The 18,479-nt window shown below is 50.5% G+C and carries 22 protein-coding genes and 1 other annotated feature; of the genes, 4 read left to right on the forward strand and 18 right to left on the reverse strand.

Translation table 11 applies throughout. The features are described from left to right. Positions 1-38 precede the first annotated feature (38 nt). The 4 genes from KNO69_RS09190 to KNO69_RS09205 all read left to right on the forward strand — a co-directional run bounded on the left by KNO69_RS09190 (position 39) and on the right by KNO69_RS09205 (position 3,264). Positions 39-1,169: a cysteine desulfurase family protein gene (locus KNO69_RS09190; protein ID WP_078146566.1), complete on the forward strand. Its 1,131-nt coding sequence runs from the start codon at positions 39-41 to the stop codon at positions 1,167-1,169. Beyond that, positions 1,147-1,686, forward strand: coding sequence for a transcription repressor NadR (locus tag KNO69_RS09195; protein WP_214817459.1), 540 nt, complete (start codon positions 1,147-1,149; stop codon positions 1,684-1,686). Before KNO69_RS09190 ends, KNO69_RS09195 begins: the two co-directional genes overlap by 23 nt. Before the next feature lie 107 nt (positions 1,687-1,793). Beyond that, complete coding sequence (locus KNO69_RS09200; RefSeq protein ID WP_078146565.1) at positions 1,794-2,372, forward strand: DedA family protein; 579 nt, start codon at positions 1,794-1,796, stop codon at positions 2,370-2,372. Between the two features lie 118 nt (positions 2,373-2,490). Continuing rightward, a complete protein-coding gene (locus tag KNO69_RS09205; protein ID WP_047795498.1) occupies positions 2,491-3,264 on the forward strand; it encodes an NUDIX domain-containing protein in 774 nt (257 codons plus the stop codon). A gap of 43 nt (positions 3,265-3,307) precedes the next feature. Here the strand turns inward: KNO69_RS09205 and KNO69_RS09210 are convergent, their stop codons facing one another. The 18 genes from KNO69_RS09210 to pilM all read right to left on the reverse strand — a co-directional run bounded on the left by KNO69_RS09210 (position 3,308) and on the right by pilM (position 18,474). Continuing rightward, positions 3,308-4,582, reverse strand: coding sequence for a hemolysin family protein (locus KNO69_RS09210; protein WP_214817463.1), 1,275 nt, complete (start codon positions 4,580-4,582; stop codon positions 3,308-3,310). Between the two features lie 40 nt (positions 4,583-4,622). Then, the gene (gene obgE / locus KNO69_RS09215) at positions 4,623-5,912 is read right to left on the reverse strand and encodes a GTPase ObgE (protein WP_015881157.1); all 1,290 of its coding nucleotides are present in this window, start codon (positions 5,910-5,912) and stop codon (positions 4,623-4,625) included. Continuing rightward, complete coding sequence (locus tag KNO69_RS09220) at positions 5,913-6,353, reverse strand: Spo0B domain-containing protein (RefSeq protein ID WP_074037487.1); 441 nt, start codon at positions 6,351-6,353, stop codon at positions 5,913-5,915. 66 nt (positions 6,354-6,419) lie between these two features. Further along, positions 6,420-6,701 carry a 50S ribosomal protein L27 gene (gene rpmA, locus KNO69_RS09225; protein WP_015881155.1) on the reverse strand — a complete coding sequence of 94 codons (282 nt, stop codon included), beginning with the start codon at positions 6,699-6,701 and terminating at the stop codon, positions 6,420-6,422. Positions 6,702-6,713: 12 nt separating this feature from the next. Next, entirely contained in the window at positions 6,714-7,049 is a 336-nt protein-coding gene (locus KNO69_RS09230; RefSeq protein WP_078146561.1) for a ribosomal-processing cysteine protease Prp, read from the reverse strand. 3 nt (positions 7,050-7,052) lie between these two features. Next, positions 7,053-7,361, reverse strand: a complete 309-nt coding sequence (rplU, locus tag KNO69_RS09235; RefSeq protein ID WP_015881153.1) for a 50S ribosomal protein L21 — start codon at positions 7,359-7,361, stop codon at positions 7,053-7,055. Positions 7,362-7,376: 15 nt separating this feature from the next. Then, positions 7,377-7,450 (reverse strand) — a sequence feature (ribosomal protein L21 leader region). Positions 7,451-7,505: 55 nt separating this feature from the next. Beyond that, positions 7,506-8,831, reverse strand: coding sequence for a ribonuclease E/G (locus KNO69_RS09240; protein WP_214817467.1), 1,326 nt, complete (start codon positions 8,829-8,831; stop codon positions 7,506-7,508). A 43-nt stretch (positions 8,832-8,874) separates the two neighbouring features. Further along, entirely contained in the window at positions 8,875-9,732 is an 858-nt protein-coding gene (minD, locus tag KNO69_RS09245; protein ID WP_015881151.1) for a septum site-determining protein MinD, read from the reverse strand. Positions 9,733-9,737: 5 nt separating this feature from the next. Then, a complete protein-coding gene (locus tag KNO69_RS09250; RefSeq protein ID WP_230872790.1) occupies positions 9,738-10,406 on the reverse strand; it encodes a septum site-determining protein MinC in 669 nt (222 codons plus the stop codon). A gap of 5 nt (positions 10,407-10,411) precedes the next feature. Next, positions 10,412-10,906, reverse strand: coding sequence for a rod shape-determining protein MreD (gene mreD, locus KNO69_RS09255; RefSeq protein ID WP_049759982.1), 495 nt, complete (start codon positions 10,904-10,906; stop codon positions 10,412-10,414). 1 nt (position 10,907) lies between these two features. After that, positions 10,908-11,798 (reverse strand): rod shape-determining protein MreC, encoded by an 891-nt coding sequence (gene mreC / locus KNO69_RS09260; protein WP_047795500.1) that lies wholly within the window; start codon positions 11,796-11,798, stop codon positions 10,908-10,910. Positions 11,799-11,811: 13 nt separating this feature from the next. Further along, the gene (locus tag KNO69_RS09265) at positions 11,812-12,849 is read right to left on the reverse strand and encodes a rod shape-determining protein (RefSeq protein WP_074037493.1); all 1,038 of its coding nucleotides are present in this window, start codon (positions 12,847-12,849) and stop codon (positions 11,812-11,814) included. A gap of 199 nt (positions 12,850-13,048) precedes the next feature. Next, positions 13,049-13,489 (reverse strand): hypothetical protein, encoded by a 441-nt coding sequence (locus KNO69_RS09270; RefSeq protein ID WP_214817470.1) that lies wholly within the window; start codon positions 13,487-13,489, stop codon positions 13,049-13,051. Positions 13,490-13,558: 69 nt separating this feature from the next. Then, positions 13,559-14,392 (reverse strand): DUF2785 domain-containing protein, encoded by an 834-nt coding sequence (locus KNO69_RS09275; protein ID WP_214817473.1) that lies wholly within the window; start codon positions 14,390-14,392, stop codon positions 13,559-13,561. 431 nt (positions 14,393-14,823) lie between these two features. Further along, positions 14,824-15,453 carry a RadC family protein gene (radC, locus tag KNO69_RS09280; RefSeq protein WP_074037954.1) on the reverse strand — a complete coding sequence of 210 codons (630 nt, stop codon included), beginning with the start codon at positions 15,451-15,453 and terminating at the stop codon, positions 14,824-14,826. A 20-nt stretch (positions 15,454-15,473) separates the two neighbouring features. Then, the gene (locus KNO69_RS09285) at positions 15,474-16,058 is read right to left on the reverse strand and encodes a Maf family protein (RefSeq protein ID WP_078146555.1); all 585 of its coding nucleotides are present in this window, start codon (positions 16,056-16,058) and stop codon (positions 15,474-15,476) included. Between the two features lie 140 nt (positions 16,059-16,198). Beyond that, entirely contained in the window at positions 16,199-16,906 is a 708-nt protein-coding gene (locus tag KNO69_RS09290; RefSeq protein ID WP_214817476.1) for a hypothetical protein, read from the reverse strand. Beyond that, positions 16,903-18,474: a pilus assembly protein PilM gene (gene pilM / locus KNO69_RS09295; RefSeq protein ID WP_214817479.1), complete on the reverse strand. Its 1,572-nt coding sequence runs from the start codon at positions 18,472-18,474 to the stop codon at positions 16,903-16,905. The genes KNO69_RS09290 and pilM overlap by 4 nt, the downstream gene beginning before the upstream one ends. Between the last annotated feature and the right edge of the window lie 5 nt (positions 18,475-18,479).

Raw genomic sequence — 18,479 nt, forward strand, 5'->3', positions numbered from 1 at the left:
TTTGTGTAGAAGACAACATGAGAAAAGGGGAGTCCATGATGAACCGCTACTTCGACTACGCCGCTACACACCCGATGACGCATGCAGCATTAGACCATTACGTGGCGATGGCCAAAAACGTTTATGGAAACCCATCATCACTCCATACCCAAGGTTATATGGCAGAAGATTATTTGACAGAAGCAAGACGCTTGATCAAACAGGCGCTCGGTCTTGATATGTTACGAGGAAAATTATTATTCACCGGAAGTGGATCGGAGAGCAATTACATCGCACTGACAAGTTTACGTAAACGGATGAAGGGCAAAGAGGTGATCACGTCTTGGCATGAACATGATTCGGTCGCCCTCTTACTTGAAGAGTGGGAACGGGAAGGAATAATCGTTCATCGGTTGAAACTGAAGGATGGGAAGTTTGATTTAGATGCATTCACACACCTACTCGACCGTGACATCGGGCTCGTCACGCTCCAGCATGTCAATTCCGACACAGGCTGGGTGTTACCGCTCCACCACATCCAATGCCTCTTGAAATATAAGAAAATCCTCTTCCATGTGGACGGGGTCCAGGCTCTCGGGAAAATCCCGATTTCTGTCGAAGGCATCGATGCCTATTCGTTCAGTGCTCACAAAGTAGGTGGACCGAAAGGAGTCGGTGCCCTCTACATGGAACGTCTGATTCCTCCCCCATACTATCCGGGGCATCATCAATACGGGATTCGTCCCGGAACGATTGACGTTCCTGGAATCAGTGCCTTTGCAAAAGCACTCGGAGAACGTCAGGAACAATTGACACGTTTTCAGAGAAATTTCATGGCGTTTCGTGCTATCTTGAAAGAGAAGACGTCAGCGCATGTCCATTGGCTCGAGTTTGATGAACAAAGTCCCGCCATTTTCTCCTTCGTCTCCCATCAACGCGACGGACAATGGTGGATGACCGAGCTCGACGATCTCGGGTTCCAAGTATCGGCTGGGTCGGCATGTCGAGCAGGTCAAAATGGACCAAATCGCATGCTCGAAGCACTCGGATATGAGACGAGCGCCTGTCATGGACTCGTCCGCATTTCCTTCGGCGCGCAAACGACCGCCGAAGACACATCGGCCCTCGCCGATGCCATCGTCATTTTAGCAAGGGGAGTCGAACATCATGAACAAACGTTTAGCCGGTGAAGAACGCCGTCGCACACTATTACAATTGATTGAATCGAGCAATGAGCCAATCACAGGATCTGAACTGGCAAGACATGTATCCGTCAGTCGTCAGGTCATCGTCCAAGACCTATCGTTGCTAAAAGCGAAAGGCCATCAAATCGTCGCGACCGCTCGTGGGTATGTCTACTTGCATGGAGACCTCACCCCCTCCACCTATTCGAAAAAGGTAGCCTGTCGTCATACAGCAGAACAGATGGAGACGGAGATGAACGCCATCGTCGATGAAGGGGTCACCATAAAAGACGTCATCATCGACCATCCTGTATACGGGTCTATCACGGGACAACTCATGGTGAAGAGTCGCCGCGACGTCCGCGCCTTCCTCGAACGAGTGAAGACGCATGGGGCTTCCCCGCTCTCCAAGTTGACGGGTGGCTTCCATATCCATACGCTCGAATCAGACCATAAAGAGGCAATCGATGCTGCGGTGAAAGAATTGGACCGCCTCGGGATTCTCGTATACGAATTAGATTGAAGAGACGTCACGAATATGTGACATCTCTTCTTTTTCTTTTCAGTCATGTCCGTTATACTGATGGATGGAACATCTTTCCTGAAATCATTTGAAAGGAGGGCTACGTCTTGAACGTCCTCGAGCATCTACTCGCCATCTGTGGGGTCTTCAGCATTCCCATCGGTATCTTGGTTCAATTCATCCCGAACGAACTCGTTCTCGCATACGGAGGCTTCCTCGTCGACTCGCATGACGCACCCTTCTTCCTGACGTTCCTACTGGCGTGGGTCTCCTTCACGCTCAGCCAAATCGGTCTGTACTGGATCGGTCGATATGGTGGGCGTCCCGTCGCGCTCAAACTGTATCGGTATTTTCGAATTCGGCAAGACAAGCAACTCCGGGCCGAGCGCTGGTTTGAGAAATACGGTGCATGGATCGTCTGTCTCAGCCTGTTTTGGCGTCAATTATTCGCCGTGAGCGCCGGGGTGATGCGTCTATCGTTCCGTAAGTTTTTGTCGGTGACGACCTTGATTTTCGCCGTCTGGTCATTCATCTTCATCCATGTCGGGATGATGCTTGGTAGCAACTGGCGCATGATCGGCCACTTCATGGACGATGTCATCCCCTTCTTGGCTCTTGCTGTCGGGATTATCCTCGTCGTTCGACATGTTCGTCAGCAACCAAAACGTGTGAAAGAATCCGCTTAACTGGAGCGGATTCTTTTTTGTTGGAAAGGGAAACGCTAATATCTGTCGAATAAGAACCATGTAAGCGAATCGCGGTCACACATATAGGACACCGCACAACGAAAAAGGAGGAATCATCATGTTCCATCGCCGTAAAACGTATACGATTCGACCTGAACGCCTGCAAGAATTCACCGACTTTTTCCATACATACATTTACCCGATCCAGGCGTCGCATGGCGCCCGCCTCGTCGGACGCTGGGTGACCGAAGACAAGTCCGAGGTCATGGCACTATGGGAATACCGGGACCGTGAACACTATGAGCAAGTCGAACGGGATTATCGTGGCAGTACGTTGCGACGAGACGCCATGAAACAACGGGCTCGCCTCGGAAAAGAGCTGTATATCAAGTCAAGCGAAGAGTTCATGATGCCGACCGGTCACTATACGCCGCCGCGTGCGATTGTCTGTGTGACAGCGTATATCACGAATGAGGCAGGTGAAGTTCTCCTCGTCAAAAACATGCATCGGAACGACTCGTTCGAGATGCCTGGCGGACAGGTGGAAGAACATGAGTCACTCGTTGATGCCATCCATCGTGAAGTGGACGAGGAAACGGGCGTTAAAATCGAGGTGGAAGGCATCACGGGGATCTATCAAAACGTGTCGTCCCGCGTTCTCTGTGTCACGTTCCGCGCGAAATATGTATCCGGTGACCTCAGACCGCAGGCTGGCGAGACACAGGAAGTTGGCTTCTATAAAGTCGACGCAAGTAACGTCGGTGACTACATCAAACGGGAGCACTTCCAAATGCGCTTCCTCGATGCGATCGACCCGACATACATGCCTTACGCCATTTATAAAGTCCGACCATATGAATTGATTGAGCGAATTGAGCGCCAATCCGTATGACGCAAAAAGGGATGACTCGCATATAGCGAATCATCCCTTTTGTTTATGCTTCTTGCATGTCTTCTTGCTGAGATTGTCCAGTCTCCACTAACAGTTTCCGGACACGGCGTTTCTCCACATGGAGAACGGTGAACGTCATGTCTTGATACGTGACTTGTGCACCTTTCTCCGGGATGTCGCCGAGCAATTCAACGAACCAACCGCCCATCGTGTTGGAATCGACGTCTGGTTCTGCAATCCCCATCTCTTCCGCGAATTCATCAACGTTCATGTCAGCCATACACTCATAGACTCCTTCACGGAGACGTCTGAGATAGACGACGGATTCGTCGTGCTCATCCCAGATGTCGCCGACGAGTTCTTCAAGCATGTCTTCTAACGTGATGAGACCCGCCGTGCCCCCGAATTCATCGAGGACGATAGCCATGTGAGATTGTTTCTGCTGGAGAATCGGAAGTAGTTCAATCAATTTCGTCTGCGGTGACACGTACGTGAGCGGGCGGATGAGCGAACGGACATCCGTCACTTCATCCTTCATCATCGAACGCAAGAAGTCACGTTCCGACAAGACACCGATGACGTTGTCAATCGAGTCTTTGTAGACCGGCAAACGCGAATGTCCACCACTGAAAATCGTGTCCTTGATTTCATCGAGCGAATCGTCGATGTCGACGGCCAGAATATCAATTCGTGGCGTCAGCACATCGTCGACCGTAATATCGTTGAAGGCAAAGGCGCTATGGACGAGCTCAGCTTCCGTCTCTCCGAGTACACCTTCCTCTTCTCCCATATCCACGAGCACTTTCAACTCTTCTTCCGTCACTGACGGTTCTTTCGTACTCATCCCGAACAGACGGAGCACTAATTTTTTCAAACCGCCAAAAATCATCGTCACCGGTTTGAGGACTTTGACGAGGAATACAAGGATTCCACTAATCAGAAGCGAGTAATTCTCCGCAAACTCTTTGGCGAGCGACTTCGGCAAAATCTCACCGAAGATCAAAATGATGACTGTTGTCGCAAACGTCGAGATGACGAGACCTGTCCCGCCTGAGAAGATGCTCGTGGCGATGGCGGTCGAGACGGTCGCGGCACCGATGTTGACGATGTTGTTCCCGACGAGAATCGTCGAGAGGGTATCATCAAAACGGTCGACGAGACTGAGGACACGTTTTGCGGCATTGTCGCCATCCTCTGCCATCCGAATCATCCGGACCCGGTTCACACTCGAGAGCGCCGTTTCTGCTGATGAGAAAAACGCTGACAACATGACGAGAACTACATATAGAATTAAACTTGACGAGGGCACAGGGTCCACGTTAGCTTCACACTCCGTTTCTTCTTAACAAGTAATTTTTTTATTCCACAAACTCGAATTCGAAGTCGAGGATTGCCACGACACTACCGTCCTCGGCACCCAACTTACGAAGATCGTCATCGACGCCCATTTGACGCATTTGACGAGCAAATCGTTTGATCGACTCATCATGATCAAAGTTCGTCATCTTGAAGAGCTTCTCGATACGAGGGCCCGTGATCACGAAGCGATCGTATTCATCGATGTGGATTTGATAGCCTTTCTCTTCCTTCTCATAACGATACACGACACGAGGCGTCGCTGTCTTCTCTTCGAGCTCATCGAGTGGGAATTCTGGTGTCGTATCGACAAAGTTAGCCACTTCGATCAACAAGTTGCGAAGACCGTCTTGAGCGAGTGCTGAGATCGGGAAGACTTTGACATCGTCTCCTACCTTCTTCTTAAACTCTTCAAGATGTTCCGCTGCGTCCGGCATATCCATTTTGTTCGCCACGACGACTTGTGGACGCTCAAGGAGACGTAAGTTGTACGACTCGAGCTCACGGTTGATCGTCGTGTAGTCTTCAAACGGATCGCGTCCTTCCATACCACTCATATCGATCATGTGAACGATAACTTTTGTCCGTTCGATATGGCGAAGGAACTGGTGACCGAGACCGACGCCTTGGCTCGCCCCTTCGATGAGACCTGGAAGGTCGGCCATGACGAAACTACGGTCGTCCGCTGTCTTGACGACACCGAGGTTCGGTGTGATCGTCGTGAAGTGGTACGCACCGATTTTCGGGCGTGCCGACGAGACGACAGAGAGAAGCGTTGACTTCCCGACAGACGGGAATCCGACGAGACCGACGTCTGCGAGGAGTTTCAACTCGAGACGCAACTCACGTTCTTGACCTGGTTCCCCGTTCTCCGCGATTTCCGGAGCCGGGTTGGCAGGCGTCGCAAAACGACAGTTCCCGCGACCACCACGACCGCCTTTGGCAATCGTCGCTTGTTGGCCGTGCTCGGTCAAGTCCGCGATGACGGTATCCGTTTCGGCATCGAACACGATCGTGCCGGGTGGGACTTTGACGATGAGCGGTTTCGCTTTACGTCCGTGCATCCCTTTTGACATCCCTTTTTCGCCATCATGGGCGATAAACTTCTTCGAATAGCGGAAATCAACGAGCGTCCGCAATCCTTCCTCTACTTCAAAGATGACGTCCCCACCGTGACCACCGTCACCACCTGCAGGACCACCGTCTGGAACGTATTTCTCGCGACGGAAAGCGACCATCCCTTTTCCGCCGTCTCCAGCTTTTACAAAAATATTAACCTGATCGACAAACATTTATTTCCCCTCCTTTATGTGAAACGTAGTGGTATCTACGTTCTGTTCGTACACATCGGCTGATGCCTTCACATCGTCCGGGACAGCGCCCGTGACGCGAACCATCAGTCCGTCCGTGAACGTCACATGAATCGGCCCATCCGTGTTGTCTAACAAGCGGACAAGCATCTCTGCCACTCGCGCGTCATCGATGGCGAGTTGGTCGGTTGAAATCGTATACGTCATCCGTCCCTCCCAATTCGCTTGAATCACGACTAGGCTCGTCTGTGGCACGTTCAAACGAACGAGCGCACTCTCTTCGTCGGCCTGTTTCCGATAGCGTTCGTAAAGTTCCTCGAGCTTAGTCGGATCGAGAGCCACATAGAGCGAGATCAATTGAAGCCGATTCATCCATTCGTGACGGACGGTCGATAAGAGCTCGAGTGTCTGTTCTGAATCCATTTGATCCTCTCCTAGAAAAAAAGACTCTAACCAAATAAGTGGCTAGAGTCTTCTGCGTCGTTCAACTTACGCGACTGGGTAAACGCTCACTTGTTTCTTGTCGCGACCAAGACGCTCATAGCGTACTACGCCGTCAACTTTCGCAAACAAAGTGTCGTCGCCACCACGGCCAACGTTTTCACCTGGGTGAATCTTTGTACCGCGTTGGCGGTAAAGGATTGATCCAGCTGAAACTGTTTGTCCGTCAGCGCGTTTTGCACCGAGACGTTTCGAAATTGAGTCACGACCGTTTTTAGTCGAACCAACTCCCTTTTTCGAAGCGAAGAACTGAAGGTTCAATTGTAACATGAGGTCCACCTCCTATTGTTCAATTTGGATATATTCACCGTAGCTTTGGGCGATCGTGTCTAACTGCACGAGCATCCCTTCTAATAACAGTTGGGTGCGTTCCATATCCTGCGGTGATAAGTCAGGATACGTCTCGACATAAAAGTAACCACCCTCTGTTTGATCTGCCATTTCTACAAGAAGCGATTGACCCGCAAGCGTTTCGACGGCGTTATAGGCACCAAAGATGATGGCTGAAACACCGGCGCACACCAAGTCAGAACCAGGTTCTGCAAAATTGGCATGACCAGTCACTTCGACGGAGCGAATCGAATTCGCCTCGTCTCGTCTTACCTTGACCCGAATCATAGCTTACGCTTCGATTTTCTCGATGCGAACTTTCGTGTAAGGCTGACGGTGACCTTGCTTACGACGGTAGTTTTTCTTAGCTTTCATTTTGAAGACAGTGATTTTCTTAGCGCGGCCGTGTTTTACCACAGTACCGACAACTTTAGCGCCTTCTACGAGTGGAGCGCCGACTTTAACATCGTCACCACCAACGAAAAGAACCTCACCGAATTCTACAGTACCTTCGACATCAGCATCGAGTTTTTCGATGTAGATCTCTTGACCTGCTTCAACTTTGATTTGCTTACCACCTGTTTTGATGATTGCGTACATATACGTGCACCTCCTTGTTAAACTCAGACTCGCCATCCTGGGCAGGGCAAAAACCTTTAAAAACCCGTTCTGTGCGGTTGTAGCCATTTGGGTGCTTCCAAACGAACTAACGTTATAGATAATACCATTCTCAATTAATCATTGTCAACGACGAGATAAGAAATTCTGACATTCTTCGGACGTCCCATAAAAGACGAACTCCGGCTCCCCTTCGACGAGGTGCACCTCGATGTCAAATCCGTACCAAGAAGCGTCATGCCACTTCTTAGGGAGTGCGAGTACGACCGCTTCGTATTGATCATTCAAATCAAGGAGCGACCGTTCAAACTGTGATAAGATGGCCAATTTTGAAGGCTTGCCGGCATGAAACATCCGGTCTTGAATCGAGCGACCGGTCCGTTCTCGCGACAGCTCGAACAGCCCCATCCGTGTGAAACCGTACACTTCGACACGTCGTGGGTCACGCGCCCCGAGTTCTTTCATCTTTTTAAGGAGACGGGTCTGTCCTTCTTTTGAACCTCGTAAGAAATCGATGACGATCATGCCGCCGATGTTTCGCAGGCGCAACTGCTCCATGATTGAATAGAGCGCGGCTTCATTGATGGTATCGGCCGCACGCCCCTTATCTTTGACGGCGACATTTTTGCCACTGTTCACGTCGATGACGGTCATCGTCTCGACTTGTTCGATCAAGACGAACGCCCCACCATCCAACCAGACGGCACGACTCTCCAGTTTCTCGATGGCTCCATCGAGACGTTTCGCTTCAGGCATCCGCCCTTTTCCGATATGACGTTTCACGGGGACATCCAATCGTTCGAGTCGCGTTTGCCCTTCTTTGTCATTCAACAGCACGGTCTCGACTGCATGACGTCTCACGAATTGTTCGCATAGTAGCTCGTCTTGCCCGAACCGTTGCTCGATCACCACGATTGAACGGTTACGCAATCGATTCAGTTCTTCCTGTAACGCTTCCGGCGCCACTTGTCCGGCTTCCGTCCGAAATAAGACCCCTTCCTCTTCCATTAAGTCGAGCGCCTTTGAAAGGCGGTCCTGCGTGACGAGGTCGAGTTTCCGGCTGAACAGTTGCCGACGTCCAAATGGGAAATACACAAGATATCGCCCACCGAACCGAATGTTCTCTGTCACTTTATGATGCTTGCCATTGATTCCTTCTTTCGTCACTTGGACGAGTCGCTTTTCTCCGACGACTGCCGCTTGCCCGATGGCGGGCACTTCCGGATACGAGGCGAGCGCACGGAGCGTCTCTGCGATCGGGAGAAAGTATGTCGTCTCCCCATCCGTCAAAAAGGCTGCCCCGAGTGACGGGTGGATCCTTTCAATTGCGGCTTCGACGATGGTCCCGACAGACAGTTGGTCGACAAACCGTTCCTCGACTTCGAGTAATCGTTCGCCGTCCACGAGCATCGCCCGTTCGATGGAAGGTGTTCGTTCGTAGATTAGCTTCATCTGCATCACTCCTTTCGACAGAAAAAGGCAACTTCCGTTGCCTTTACGCTTTTTTCATTCCAAATTTCATCATGAGTCGTGCCCAGAAGCCGACCGGTGCCGTCTCCGTCTGAATCGACATGAGCGGGACCGATTCGCCAAGAATACGGCGCGTGATGTTCCGGTACGCCTGTCCGGCATAGTTATCCGGATTCATCGTGACCGGGACACCGCGGTTCGCGGCTGCGATGACTTCCTCATCGTCGATGACGACACCGAGTAAGTCAATCGACAGGATGCGCATGATGTCATCGATGTCGAGCATGTCGCCCGATTCGACGAGATGGTTCTTGACTCGGTTGACTATCAGTTTCGGCGCATCGATATGTTCCGCTTGCTCGAGCATCCCGATGATTCGGTCTGCATCTTGAACCGCCGCCTTTTCAGGTGTCGTGACGACGATCGCCTCATCCGCACCGGCAATCGCGTTCATGAACCCTTGCTCGATTCCAGCAGGACAGTCAATCAAGACGAAATCATATTCCGTCTTCAACTGGTCAACGATTTCTTTCACTTGTTCAGGATTCACTGACGTCTTGTCCTTCGACTGTGCGGCCGGGAGTAAATACATCTCCTCGAAGCGTTTATCGCGGACGAGCGCCTGATTCAACTTACATTGACCCGTGATGACATCGACAAGGTTATAAATGCTCCGGTTGTCGAGACCGAGAATGATATCGAGGTTACGCAATCCGATATCTGTATCGACGAGACAGACCGAGTGTCCAGACAAGGCGAGCCCCGTCCCGATGTTCGCGGTCGTCGTTGTCTTGCCGACGCCCCCTTTTCCTGATGTCACGACGATGGCTCTGCCGTTTTTAACTTCTTTTTCTGTATGTACAGGCTCCACTACTTGCTCCATTCCACTCACCCTCTCTGTAATTCCATTGCATATGCGTCTTTCAGACCTGTCATGACGTGGCGGAGACGTGTCATCTCAATCCCATCACTCGTCTGATACGCACAACCCATCTCAATCTCAGGAAGTTCTTCCTCGTCATCGGCTGTGAGTACATGTTCGCCGATTGCTAAAAACTTCGGATGGAGCAGGCTCGCGGTGATGACCGCTTCTTCCCATCCTTCGACACCGGCGCGCACATTTCCTCGTATCGTCCCTAAACAATAAATACTTCCTGTCGCCCGGACCTCTGACCCGGGATTGATATCCCCGATCACGAGCACCGAACCGTCAAACGTCAAGACTTGCCCACTCCGAATCGTCCCGCTGTGATAGTGGAATGTCTTTCTGCCGTACGTCGCTTTCGCTTCTTCTGTCAACATGACATCGCTCGACAAGTCTTCAATATAAAAAACGCCATGACGAGCGACGACCTCACGAATTTGACGTGACAGCTCCTCGTCAATATAACGAGTACCCGCGTGCAACTTCAGGGCAATCTTTCCGGACGGCGGCTCCATTTCTTGTAATGTCGCTTCTAAGTCCGTAAGCACCTCGTCGATGCCACTCTTCGGATTGAAGTGAATGGCAATGCCGTTGCGATGTCCTTTAATCGTAATGTGTCGTTTACGCTCCATCATGGCTACCCTCTTTTCGCAACAGGGCGTGTCGTCACATAACGCGTCATCGGATAATAAAGAATCACGATGGCGATGGCATTGACGAGCATCGTCCCTGGAATCTGTTCAACCAATAGTGTTTGAATCGTCATCAACGTCCCACCAATCGCCGCCATGATCCCGTAAATCGCAAAGGTGAAAACGAGAATCATAAACGTGAACGTAATGGTGACGGAGAAGAAGTTCTCACCTATATATTTTAACACGAAGCTGGCTAAGAGAGGAATGAGTGAAAAAGTAAATACATAGATTCCAATCAGGTCGGTGTAGACGATATCATACAGCAGTCCGAATACAAGCCCAAACCCGAGTGCCGTCTCCCATCGACCGTACAGACTGACAAACATCAGTCCGATCAACGTCAACAAAAGAAACGGCGTGGCGTAGTGCCAAGAAAAAATCGATGCCCATGTTCCTTCAATAAGAAAAAGGAGGAACAGGGCGATGAACACTTTCATGTTACTCACCCGCTGCTCCTCCTTCCTCGGGACCCGTTAAAAACGGTTCGTCTAGTGTCCGATCAATCACGTACATTTGTGAGAACTCATTGAAGTCGGCCTCCGGTTTAATCCGGGCGACTTGTGAGACGCCATATTCATCCGTCTCGATCGATTCGATCGTACCGATGACGAGTCCAGCCGGATAACGTCCACCGAGTCCGGACGTCGATACGATTTCTCCTTCTTTCAGCTTGACGCTATTCGATACTTTTGTGAAGAACAATTCATTCGTCTCCGTGTCGAATCCGTCTACCGTCCCATACGTCGGTTTGCCGTCCGCATCTTTGACCACAGCCGAGACGTTGTTCGTCCGGTTGTTGTCGCTGAGCAGTTGAACTTGCGACGTATAAGCACTCGTCTGAATGACACGACCGACCATCCCGCTCGCTGCGGTCACGGCCATGCCCTTTTCAACGCCGCGTTCTGAACCGACGTTGATGGTGACGTAGCGTTGCCAATCGTTCGGTGTCCGACCGATGACCTCCGCCGGAATGAGGTCGAAGTCACGTAACGACTCGTCTCTTGCTTCGACCATCTTTCGAAGCTCCTCATTCTCACGGCGCAAATCATCCGCTTCAACCGATACCTCGGCGTACTTCGCCAAATGTTCTTTCAGCTGGCGGTTCTCTTCGTAGATATCGCGGACATCTGAGATGGACGAGACCGTTGAGTCCATCCACCCGATTGGTACCGCGAACACTCGCTGGAACGTGCCGACCACATCACGCGTGACATCTTGGTACCAGGCTGATTCCGATCGTCCTCGAATCGAAACACCTAAAATGACGAAAAACAAGATCAGTACAATTAGCGTGATGATGAGCTTTTTATTACGTACGAATCGGCTCATCGTGTCTCACCTCTCATCGACGTGACGAGATGCCTGATTTCGAACGGAGGACGTCCATCATTTCAAGAGATTTTCCAGTCCCGACCGCTACGCAGTCGAGTGGCTCATCCGCAACGAGTGTCGGGATGTGTGTCTCGTCTGAGATCACGTCGTCCAAGTTTTTGAGGAGGGCGCCGCCGCCAGTCAAGACGATTCCGCGGTCCATAACGTCAGCCGCAAGTTCTGGAGGAGTTTGCTCAAGCGTTTGTTTGACCCCTGCTAAAATCGCTTCGACTGTATCAGAAAGAGCTTCACATACTTCTGCAGACGTGACTTCGATTTGTTTTGGAAGTCCTGTTACGAGATCGCGACCACGGATTTCCATCTTCTCCGCTTCGTTCGATGCATCGATGCGCGCCGAACCGACTTCCATTTTGAGCGTCTCAGATGTACGCTCCCCGATCATGAGGTTGTACTTGTTCTTGATGTAACGAATAATGGCATCATCCATTTCGTCACCACCGACACGAATCGATTGGCTTGTCACGATGCCGCCGAGTGAGATCACTGCGACTTCGGTCGTACCGCCACCGATATCGACGACCATCGAGCCAGTCGGTTCCCAAACTGGGAGACCTGCACCGATTGCTGCCGCGAACGGTTCTTCGATTGTGTATGCTTCACGAGCGCCTGCTTGTTTCGCAGCGTCTTCCACGGCACGTTTTTCAACAGACGTGATACCGCTTGGGACACAAATCATGACGTTCGTCTTCGATGAGAACAAACCGCCTTTTGATTTTTGAGCTTGCTCCATGAAGTATTTGATCATCGTCGCTGTCGTTTCGAAGTCAGCGATGACGCCGTCTTTCATCGGACGACGTGCAGAGACGTTCCCCGGAGTACGTCCAATCATATCTTTGGCCTGGTTACCAACGGCCTCAATTCTACCTGTATCTGTGCGGAACGCCACGACGGACGGTTCACGAACAACAATTCCTTGACCCTTTACATAAACGAGCGTGTTAGCCGTTCCAAGGTCGATTCCGATTTCTCGGTTAAAACTACGAAACATAGGTGTTGCTCCTCTCTTCATTACACTATTTTTTATTATAACGGAAAAATCATGTTTGAAAACGTTCATTCGATTACAGGTTATTTACAATAACCGCATCTCAGTCCTGTCTCACCGTCTATTAGTTTGCCTTCTTTTCGGCAAAAAGGCAAATCAAAAAAAGCAGACGCATGTGAGCGTCTGCCTAAGGAGAGAACGGTTACAATCCCGGTTGGAGCGGAAGCAGTAACATCGCTCCGTAAAAGAATACCGAGAAAATCAACACCGGCCGAAAGAAGCGGGATGGCTTGAGTCGGGTCGCTCCTGCCAAAAAGCTCGATGTTGTCACGACGAAAAGGTAGATCCCGATATACATGAGCAGGAGACGGACGAGTACCGTCCAGATGCCGAGTTGATTGAGTTCATTTAAAGAGAGCACGATCATACCGAGATAAGCGATGAGCGATAGAATCCCTACGCCGACACCAACGAGCGGTGAGACGCGGTCGAGCCAGTGGTCCTGATCGAACCGCATAAATAGCGCTGTGCTCACAAATAAAAACAGGATGAACAAAACGATAGAGAAGATGGTTGGTTCTAGATGTATATAACTCACAAAAAGCGATAATCCGACCATCAGGATCCAAATTATTTTTTCCATAAAAACACCTCATTTGTTTTCTAATCAACATCCAGATTCGATTAGAGAAAACTACTTTAATTGATCACATCACAACTTTTTCAGTGTGACGAGAATAGATTGTTGGATCAGATCATGCCGCTGTTCTTCGTTTAAACGGACATATAGACTCTTCAAGACTGTTTTCACATTATGGACGACGTACCAATATTTTTCCTCATCATCAAGATGTTGCCTACATTCTTCTAAGTGATGTGGAAGCTGCTCTACATAGCGATGAATGACTTCAGAATCCATCCCTCGTTCGAGTAAACGTAGGAGCGGATTGATGAGACGTTCGTCTTCATCATGCGCCAATACCTCAGAACGCATGATTTGATTGATAATGACGTGGAAGAGTTCCGGAAATGACGATGGATCCAGTTTCGGATTTGCGATCAGTTCGTCCACCGCATCTGCCGCGTGGGCAATCGAATGGGCCCATCCCTTGCCATTCACATAACCTCTTGTATCTCTCTCGAGCTGAAGATATCGAATCAAATCTTCCGCTGCCTTCCGTAATTGGTCTTCTGTCAAAAAGTCCTCTTCAACGTCTCGATGCAGAATCAAAGCCATCAATAGAGTCGTGAAAGCTCTCGTGAAGACAGCGTCCGACTGCGTTTCCTCAATTCTATGAAACAAAAGAGCATGCAAGGACGTCTCAAGGAGTTCACTCATCTTGTCGAAATCGATGTCTTTTTGTTCGATGATGAGGCGAAAGAACATCGTGTATATGAGTCGATCACGGAGTTCGCCGTCCGGTGACCCGATACGCTGAACCATGCTGGTGAGAATGGCTTCTTTGTTTTTTTCGTAATACGTCAAATCCCCATCTTTCATCATCTGAAGGGTTTCTTTTAATTCGTTTTCCGACAGTACATTCATATGCGTACACCGCTCTTCTCAATTTGATTCATCATCTACTCTTTAGCCAAATGACAGTTTAAATAGCGCTGTTCATTCAGACCTTTCATTCGAATGTTGTGATGATTCTTCTTCTCCGGAATAGATCATCCACAAACTCAACATCAAACAAATCAATCCGCCCAGACCAGTCGTGATCAAAGACAATTGCTCACTAAAAAAGGATTTACTGACTGCTAAGAAAAGAAGAAACCCCCATCCGATCACATTCCATATCGTAATATGCGACAAATTAGACACCTCCCGTGCGCAAAGTAATTCATAATCATTTCTGCTCTCTTCGAATTTTACATCTCCACTTATCATTTTCCAACTATATCCAAAATTTAATGAGGTACCAGTTCTCTCGTAAACACAAAAAAGCAGACATCACGATGCCTGCTCTCTACTCCTTACCCATTCATATATCCCCGCTGCTTCATGCTGACGTAATGGTCTTCCCCGATGATGACGTGGTCGAGACAGGCGATGCCGACGATATTGCCTGCTTCGACCAAGCGTTCAGACACCTCGATGTCTTCCCGACTTGGGGTCGCGTCCCCGCTCGGATGATTGTGCACAGCGATAAAGCATGCCGCCGACAATTTGAGCGCCTCACGAAACACATCACGCGGGTGGACGATTGACGAGTTGAGCCCTCCGACGAAGAGCGTCTTCCGCGCAATCAGTTGGTTCTTCGTATTCAAATACAAACAGACGAAATGCTCCTGATTCAACAGTCTCAATTCATCCCGCAACAACTCATAGGCGTCTTGCGGCGAACGAATCGTCGGCATACTTACTTTCGGTTCCTCGACGTATCGAATCCCGATCGTGAATGCAGCGAGAAGTTGCTCCGCCTTCTTCTTCGTCATCCCTTCGATTTTACATAAATCGTGAACGGACGCTTGTGACAGCGCCCGTAACGTCGGGTAGACGTCCGAGATACGACGAGCCGTCTCCATCGGGTCCGGTCCCCGTCCTCCGATTTGAAGCAATCTGGCGATGGCGGTCTCTACACTACGGTCAAGCACCATGGTCATTCCTTCACCTACTTTCAAGTTCACAGAAAGCGAGGCGTCACCCCATGCCGGTCGAGCGTCTTGACGAGCGGATGGATCGGCAATCCGACGACATTATAAAAATCCCCTTCGATTCCTTCGACAAAGAGACCACCCGATCCTTGAATCCCATACGCACCCGCCTTATCGTAGGGCTCTGTCGAATCCAAATAATCCGCTAGCCAGGTTTCAGGAATCTCAGCGAACGTCACACGCGTCGTCGTGACGAACAAATCTTGGGACTTACCGATGATGCTCACACCCGTCAGCACTTCATGGGTCGAACCGGATAATCGTTCAAGCATCCGTTTCGCATCCTCCCGGTCTGTCGGTTTCTCTAAAATGATGCCGTTCAAGACGACGACCGTGTCCGCGCCGATGACGATGGCATCACGGTGATGCCTTGCTACGTCCATCGCTTTCTCACGTGCCAGACGAGCCACGTAATCACTCGGTGTCTCCCGACCGTCCGTCCCTTCCGTCACGGTAGATGGGATGACCTCATGTTTGATTCCTGCTTTCGTTAATAGCTCGGTACGTCGCGGTGACATCGAGGCGAGAATGACACGCTTCTGTGTTGAATTCATTGTATCGACTCCTTCTCTTCTACCAAAACGGCGTTCCTTCCCGTTTCGGTCTTCACTGTTGATTGTAGGCAACGTGCCTCCTAAACACAATTACCCGCGACGAAAAACACGCCCCTTCAATTGCGAAGGGACGTGCCGACTTATGGTGTCGTATAGTCGTATACCGGGATATCCTTTTGCTCAAACGCCGGTTCCGGAATGTATCGGTCTGGAACGAGTTGGTCGAGGTCCGGACGATAGAAGGCATCAAGCTCGACTGTAAACTCGAGCGACTGCACTTCTTCGACCGTATTCGGTCCCGTCTCGGCAGGTCCGGTAAATTGAACCGTCCGTAACACGTGAATCCGATTCATCGACTCGATCGACTCCAAGAAGGAGACGATCGCTTCATACGTCTCTGCTTGCAAGTTGACCGTTGAACGGACCGTAGAAGCGTTGACAGGTGCAACGTCCGTTGGTTCAGCCGGTTCATTCGTCGCACTCACATCAGCCGGATTGAACGGTTCGACCGTTTCCGGCACTTCTGACTCAGCCACAACGCCATCCGCAAATGCGATACTTGTCACATTGACACCCGCAAGAAGACTTGCCTGCGACAACGCCTCAACGACCGTGTCGAGGGCAGGAACTGTTGGAACCCGTGTCTGAAGCGTCTGAGAGTCTGCTACATCAACGGCTTTTCCTTCTTGGCGCAATAACTCCAGTTTTGTTTGTTCGAGCGAGAGGTCGCGTTCAAGCGCCTCGACCTCTCCTTGTTTGACGTAATACGTATAGCCAAAGTAAGCCGGTGCGATGATTGCGGCAAGGAGGCAAATCGCAAATAACGCGTAGATTGTCGAACGTTTCATTGACTCACCACCTCCTCATCCGTGTCCTCTTCCTCTGTCAACTCGTCTTCCACGTCTTGGAACATGAACGTAAACTCTCCGATATAGCGTGGAAGCGGATCTTCTTCTAATGAGTTTTCCTCTTCTTCTGCATCCACATCCGCTTTCAACTCCGTCGTCACACCGAGGAGTTTGACGTCGAGGAACCGCTCATCGGTCATGAGCGAGCGCTGGAATGCGTTCAAGTCTTCTAACGTCTCGAATTGAGTTCGGACGCTCATGATGGAGCCATCCGCGTAGTTATACGTCAAGACGTAGCCAGTAGGCGGCAACTGCTCAGTCAACGCGCGCAGTGCTGGGACCGCATCCTTTTCCATGTCGGTCAACGCCGTCACGGTTTGGTCGAGCGAGAGCACTTGTTGCGCTTTCGAATTCACTTGTTCGGTTTGGTAAATTTGAACGAGCTGTAACTCTTCTTCGATTCGCGTCTGTTCTGCTTTTAGTTGGTCGACCTCATAGTACAAGTATCCGGCCGCTCCTCCTCCGAGAAGAAGGGCGACGAGACCTGTCACGATCGGCCAACGGAGTGTCACGTCCGTCGAATTGATGAAGTTCGTGTCCCGATCGCGCTGAAGCGTCGCCATCCCAAGGAGTGGCAACATTTGATGCGATAGCGGTGTCCCGTGAGCGATGGCGAGCGGTTGCTCGACACGCGTCACCGAGACGAGGGACTCAGCCTGAATCATACGGACGAGATCATCGACTTCCGGGACAGTTCCCGAGACGTATAACTCATCGATGGCCCGACCATCCGTCCGTAGCGAGTAACGATAGAAATCGAGGAAGCGAGCGAGTTCGTTCAACCAGTCATCCAACTGATTAGCCTTCATCTCGCCTGTCCCATCATATGTATAGGTCACGACACCATCTTTCGTCCCGACTAGATACGGGAGGTCCAGTTCGATCGAGCGGATGAAACGGATCTGCCCTTCCTCAAGGACGAGCAATTGATGTGAAAACGGCGTGATATGCCAGAGTAATGTCGATTGAAGCGGATCAATCTCCGATAAACGTATGACCCCATTGGCGACCGCGACAGAACGTGGCGTGATCTTCTTCAACGCTAGACCACGCTTTTTCATGTACGCACGGAGCGACTTCGTCAATTCAATCGAAACGGCATGCAACATAACGTCCGTCTTGACCCCGTCTTCTCCTAACACTTCGTAGTCGAACGACACGTCATCGAACGGCAAGATGATCGAACTCCCGATTTCCATGAAGAGGTAGCCACGAATCTCGTCCTTCGGAATCGAAGAAGGAATCTCGACTTTCCGTGACAACACTTCGGTCTCGTCCAATGCCACCGCACACGTCATCCCGCGTCGCACTTTCAACTTGCGACAGAGTTCATCGAAAGCGAGACTGAACGCCGTCTCATCGAGAATCTTCCCTTCTCCATACGCATCTTTTGCTAACTGAACCGAGGCGCTTCGTTTGAACACCCCTTGTTTGATGACGGCCCCGTGGATGCTGAGCGCATCAAACGAAAAATACGCGACCGTCCCTTTCTCTATCCCACGACTCATGATCG

The sequence above is a fragment of the Exiguobacterium sp. s131 genome (assembly GCF_018617345.1).
Classification (GTDB): Bacteria; Bacillota; Bacilli; order Exiguobacteriales; family Exiguobacteriaceae; genus Exiguobacterium; species Exiguobacterium profundum.

Coding starts and splice junctions, on each gene's coding strand:
- KNO69_RS09230 (WP_078146561.1), bottom strand. CDS start 7,049: ATGATTCGGGTCAAGGTAAGACGAGACGAGGCGAATTCGATTCGCTCC.
- KNO69_RS09285 (WP_078146555.1), bottom strand. CDS start 16,058: ATGAATTCAACACAGAAGCGTGTCATTCTCGCCTCGATGTCACCGCGA.
- KNO69_RS09290 (WP_214817476.1), bottom strand. CDS start 16,906: ATGAAACGTTCGACAATCTACGCGTTATTTGCGATTTGCCTCCTTGCC.
- mreC (WP_047795500.1), bottom strand. CDS start 11,798: ATGAGCCGATTCGTACGTAATAAAAAGCTCATCATCACGCTAATTGTA.
- KNO69_RS09205 (WP_047795498.1), top strand. CDS start 2,491: ATGTTCCATCGCCGTAAAACGTATACGATTCGACCTGAACGCCTGCAA.
- obgE (WP_015881157.1), bottom strand. CDS start 5,912: ATGTTTGTCGATCAGGTTAATATTTTTGTAAAAGCTGGAGACGGCGGA.
- KNO69_RS09250 (WP_230872790.1), bottom strand. CDS start 10,406: ATGGAGCGTAAACGACACATTACGATTAAAGGACATCGCAACGGCATT.
- KNO69_RS09195 (WP_214817459.1), top strand. CDS start 1,147: ATGAACAAACGTTTAGCCGGTGAAGAACGCCGTCGCACACTATTACAA.
- rpmA (WP_015881155.1), bottom strand. CDS start 6,701: ATGTTACAATTGAACCTTCAGTTCTTCGCTTCGAAAAAGGGAGTTGGT.
- rplU (WP_015881153.1), bottom strand. CDS start 7,361: ATGTACGCAATCATCAAAACAGGTGGTAAGCAAATCAAAGTTGAAGCA.
- KNO69_RS09240 (WP_214817467.1), bottom strand. CDS start 8,831: ATGAAGCTAATCTACGAACGAACACCTTCCATCGAACGGGCGATGCTC.
- KNO69_RS09275 (WP_214817473.1), bottom strand. CDS start 14,392: ATGAATGTACTGTCGGAAAACGAATTAAAAGAAACCCTTCAGATGATG.
- KNO69_RS09220 (WP_074037487.1), bottom strand. CDS start 6,353: ATGGATTCAGAACAGACACTCGAGCTCTTATCGACCGTCCGTCACGAA.
- pilM (WP_214817479.1), bottom strand. CDS start 18,474: ATGAGTCGTGGGATAGAGAAAGGGACGGTCGCGTATTTTTCGTTTGAT.
- KNO69_RS09270 (WP_214817470.1), bottom strand. CDS start 13,489: ATGGAAAAAATAATTTGGATCCTGATGGTCGGATTATCGCTTTTTGTG.
- KNO69_RS09265 (WP_074037493.1), bottom strand. CDS start 12,849: ATGTTTCGTAGTTTTAACCGAGAAATCGGAATCGACCTTGGAACGGCT.
- mreD (WP_049759982.1), bottom strand. CDS start 10,906: ATGAAAGTGTTCATCGCCCTGTTCCTCCTTTTTCTTATTGAAGGAACA.
- minD (WP_015881151.1), bottom strand. CDS start 9,732: ATGGAGCAAGTAGTGGAGCCTGTACATACAGAAAAAGAAGTTAAAAAC.
- KNO69_RS09190 (WP_078146566.1), top strand. CDS start 39: ATGAACCGCTACTTCGACTACGCCGCTACACACCCGATGACGCATGCA.
- radC (WP_074037954.1), bottom strand. CDS start 15,453: ATGACCATGGTGCTTGACCGTAGTGTAGAGACCGCCATCGCCAGATTG.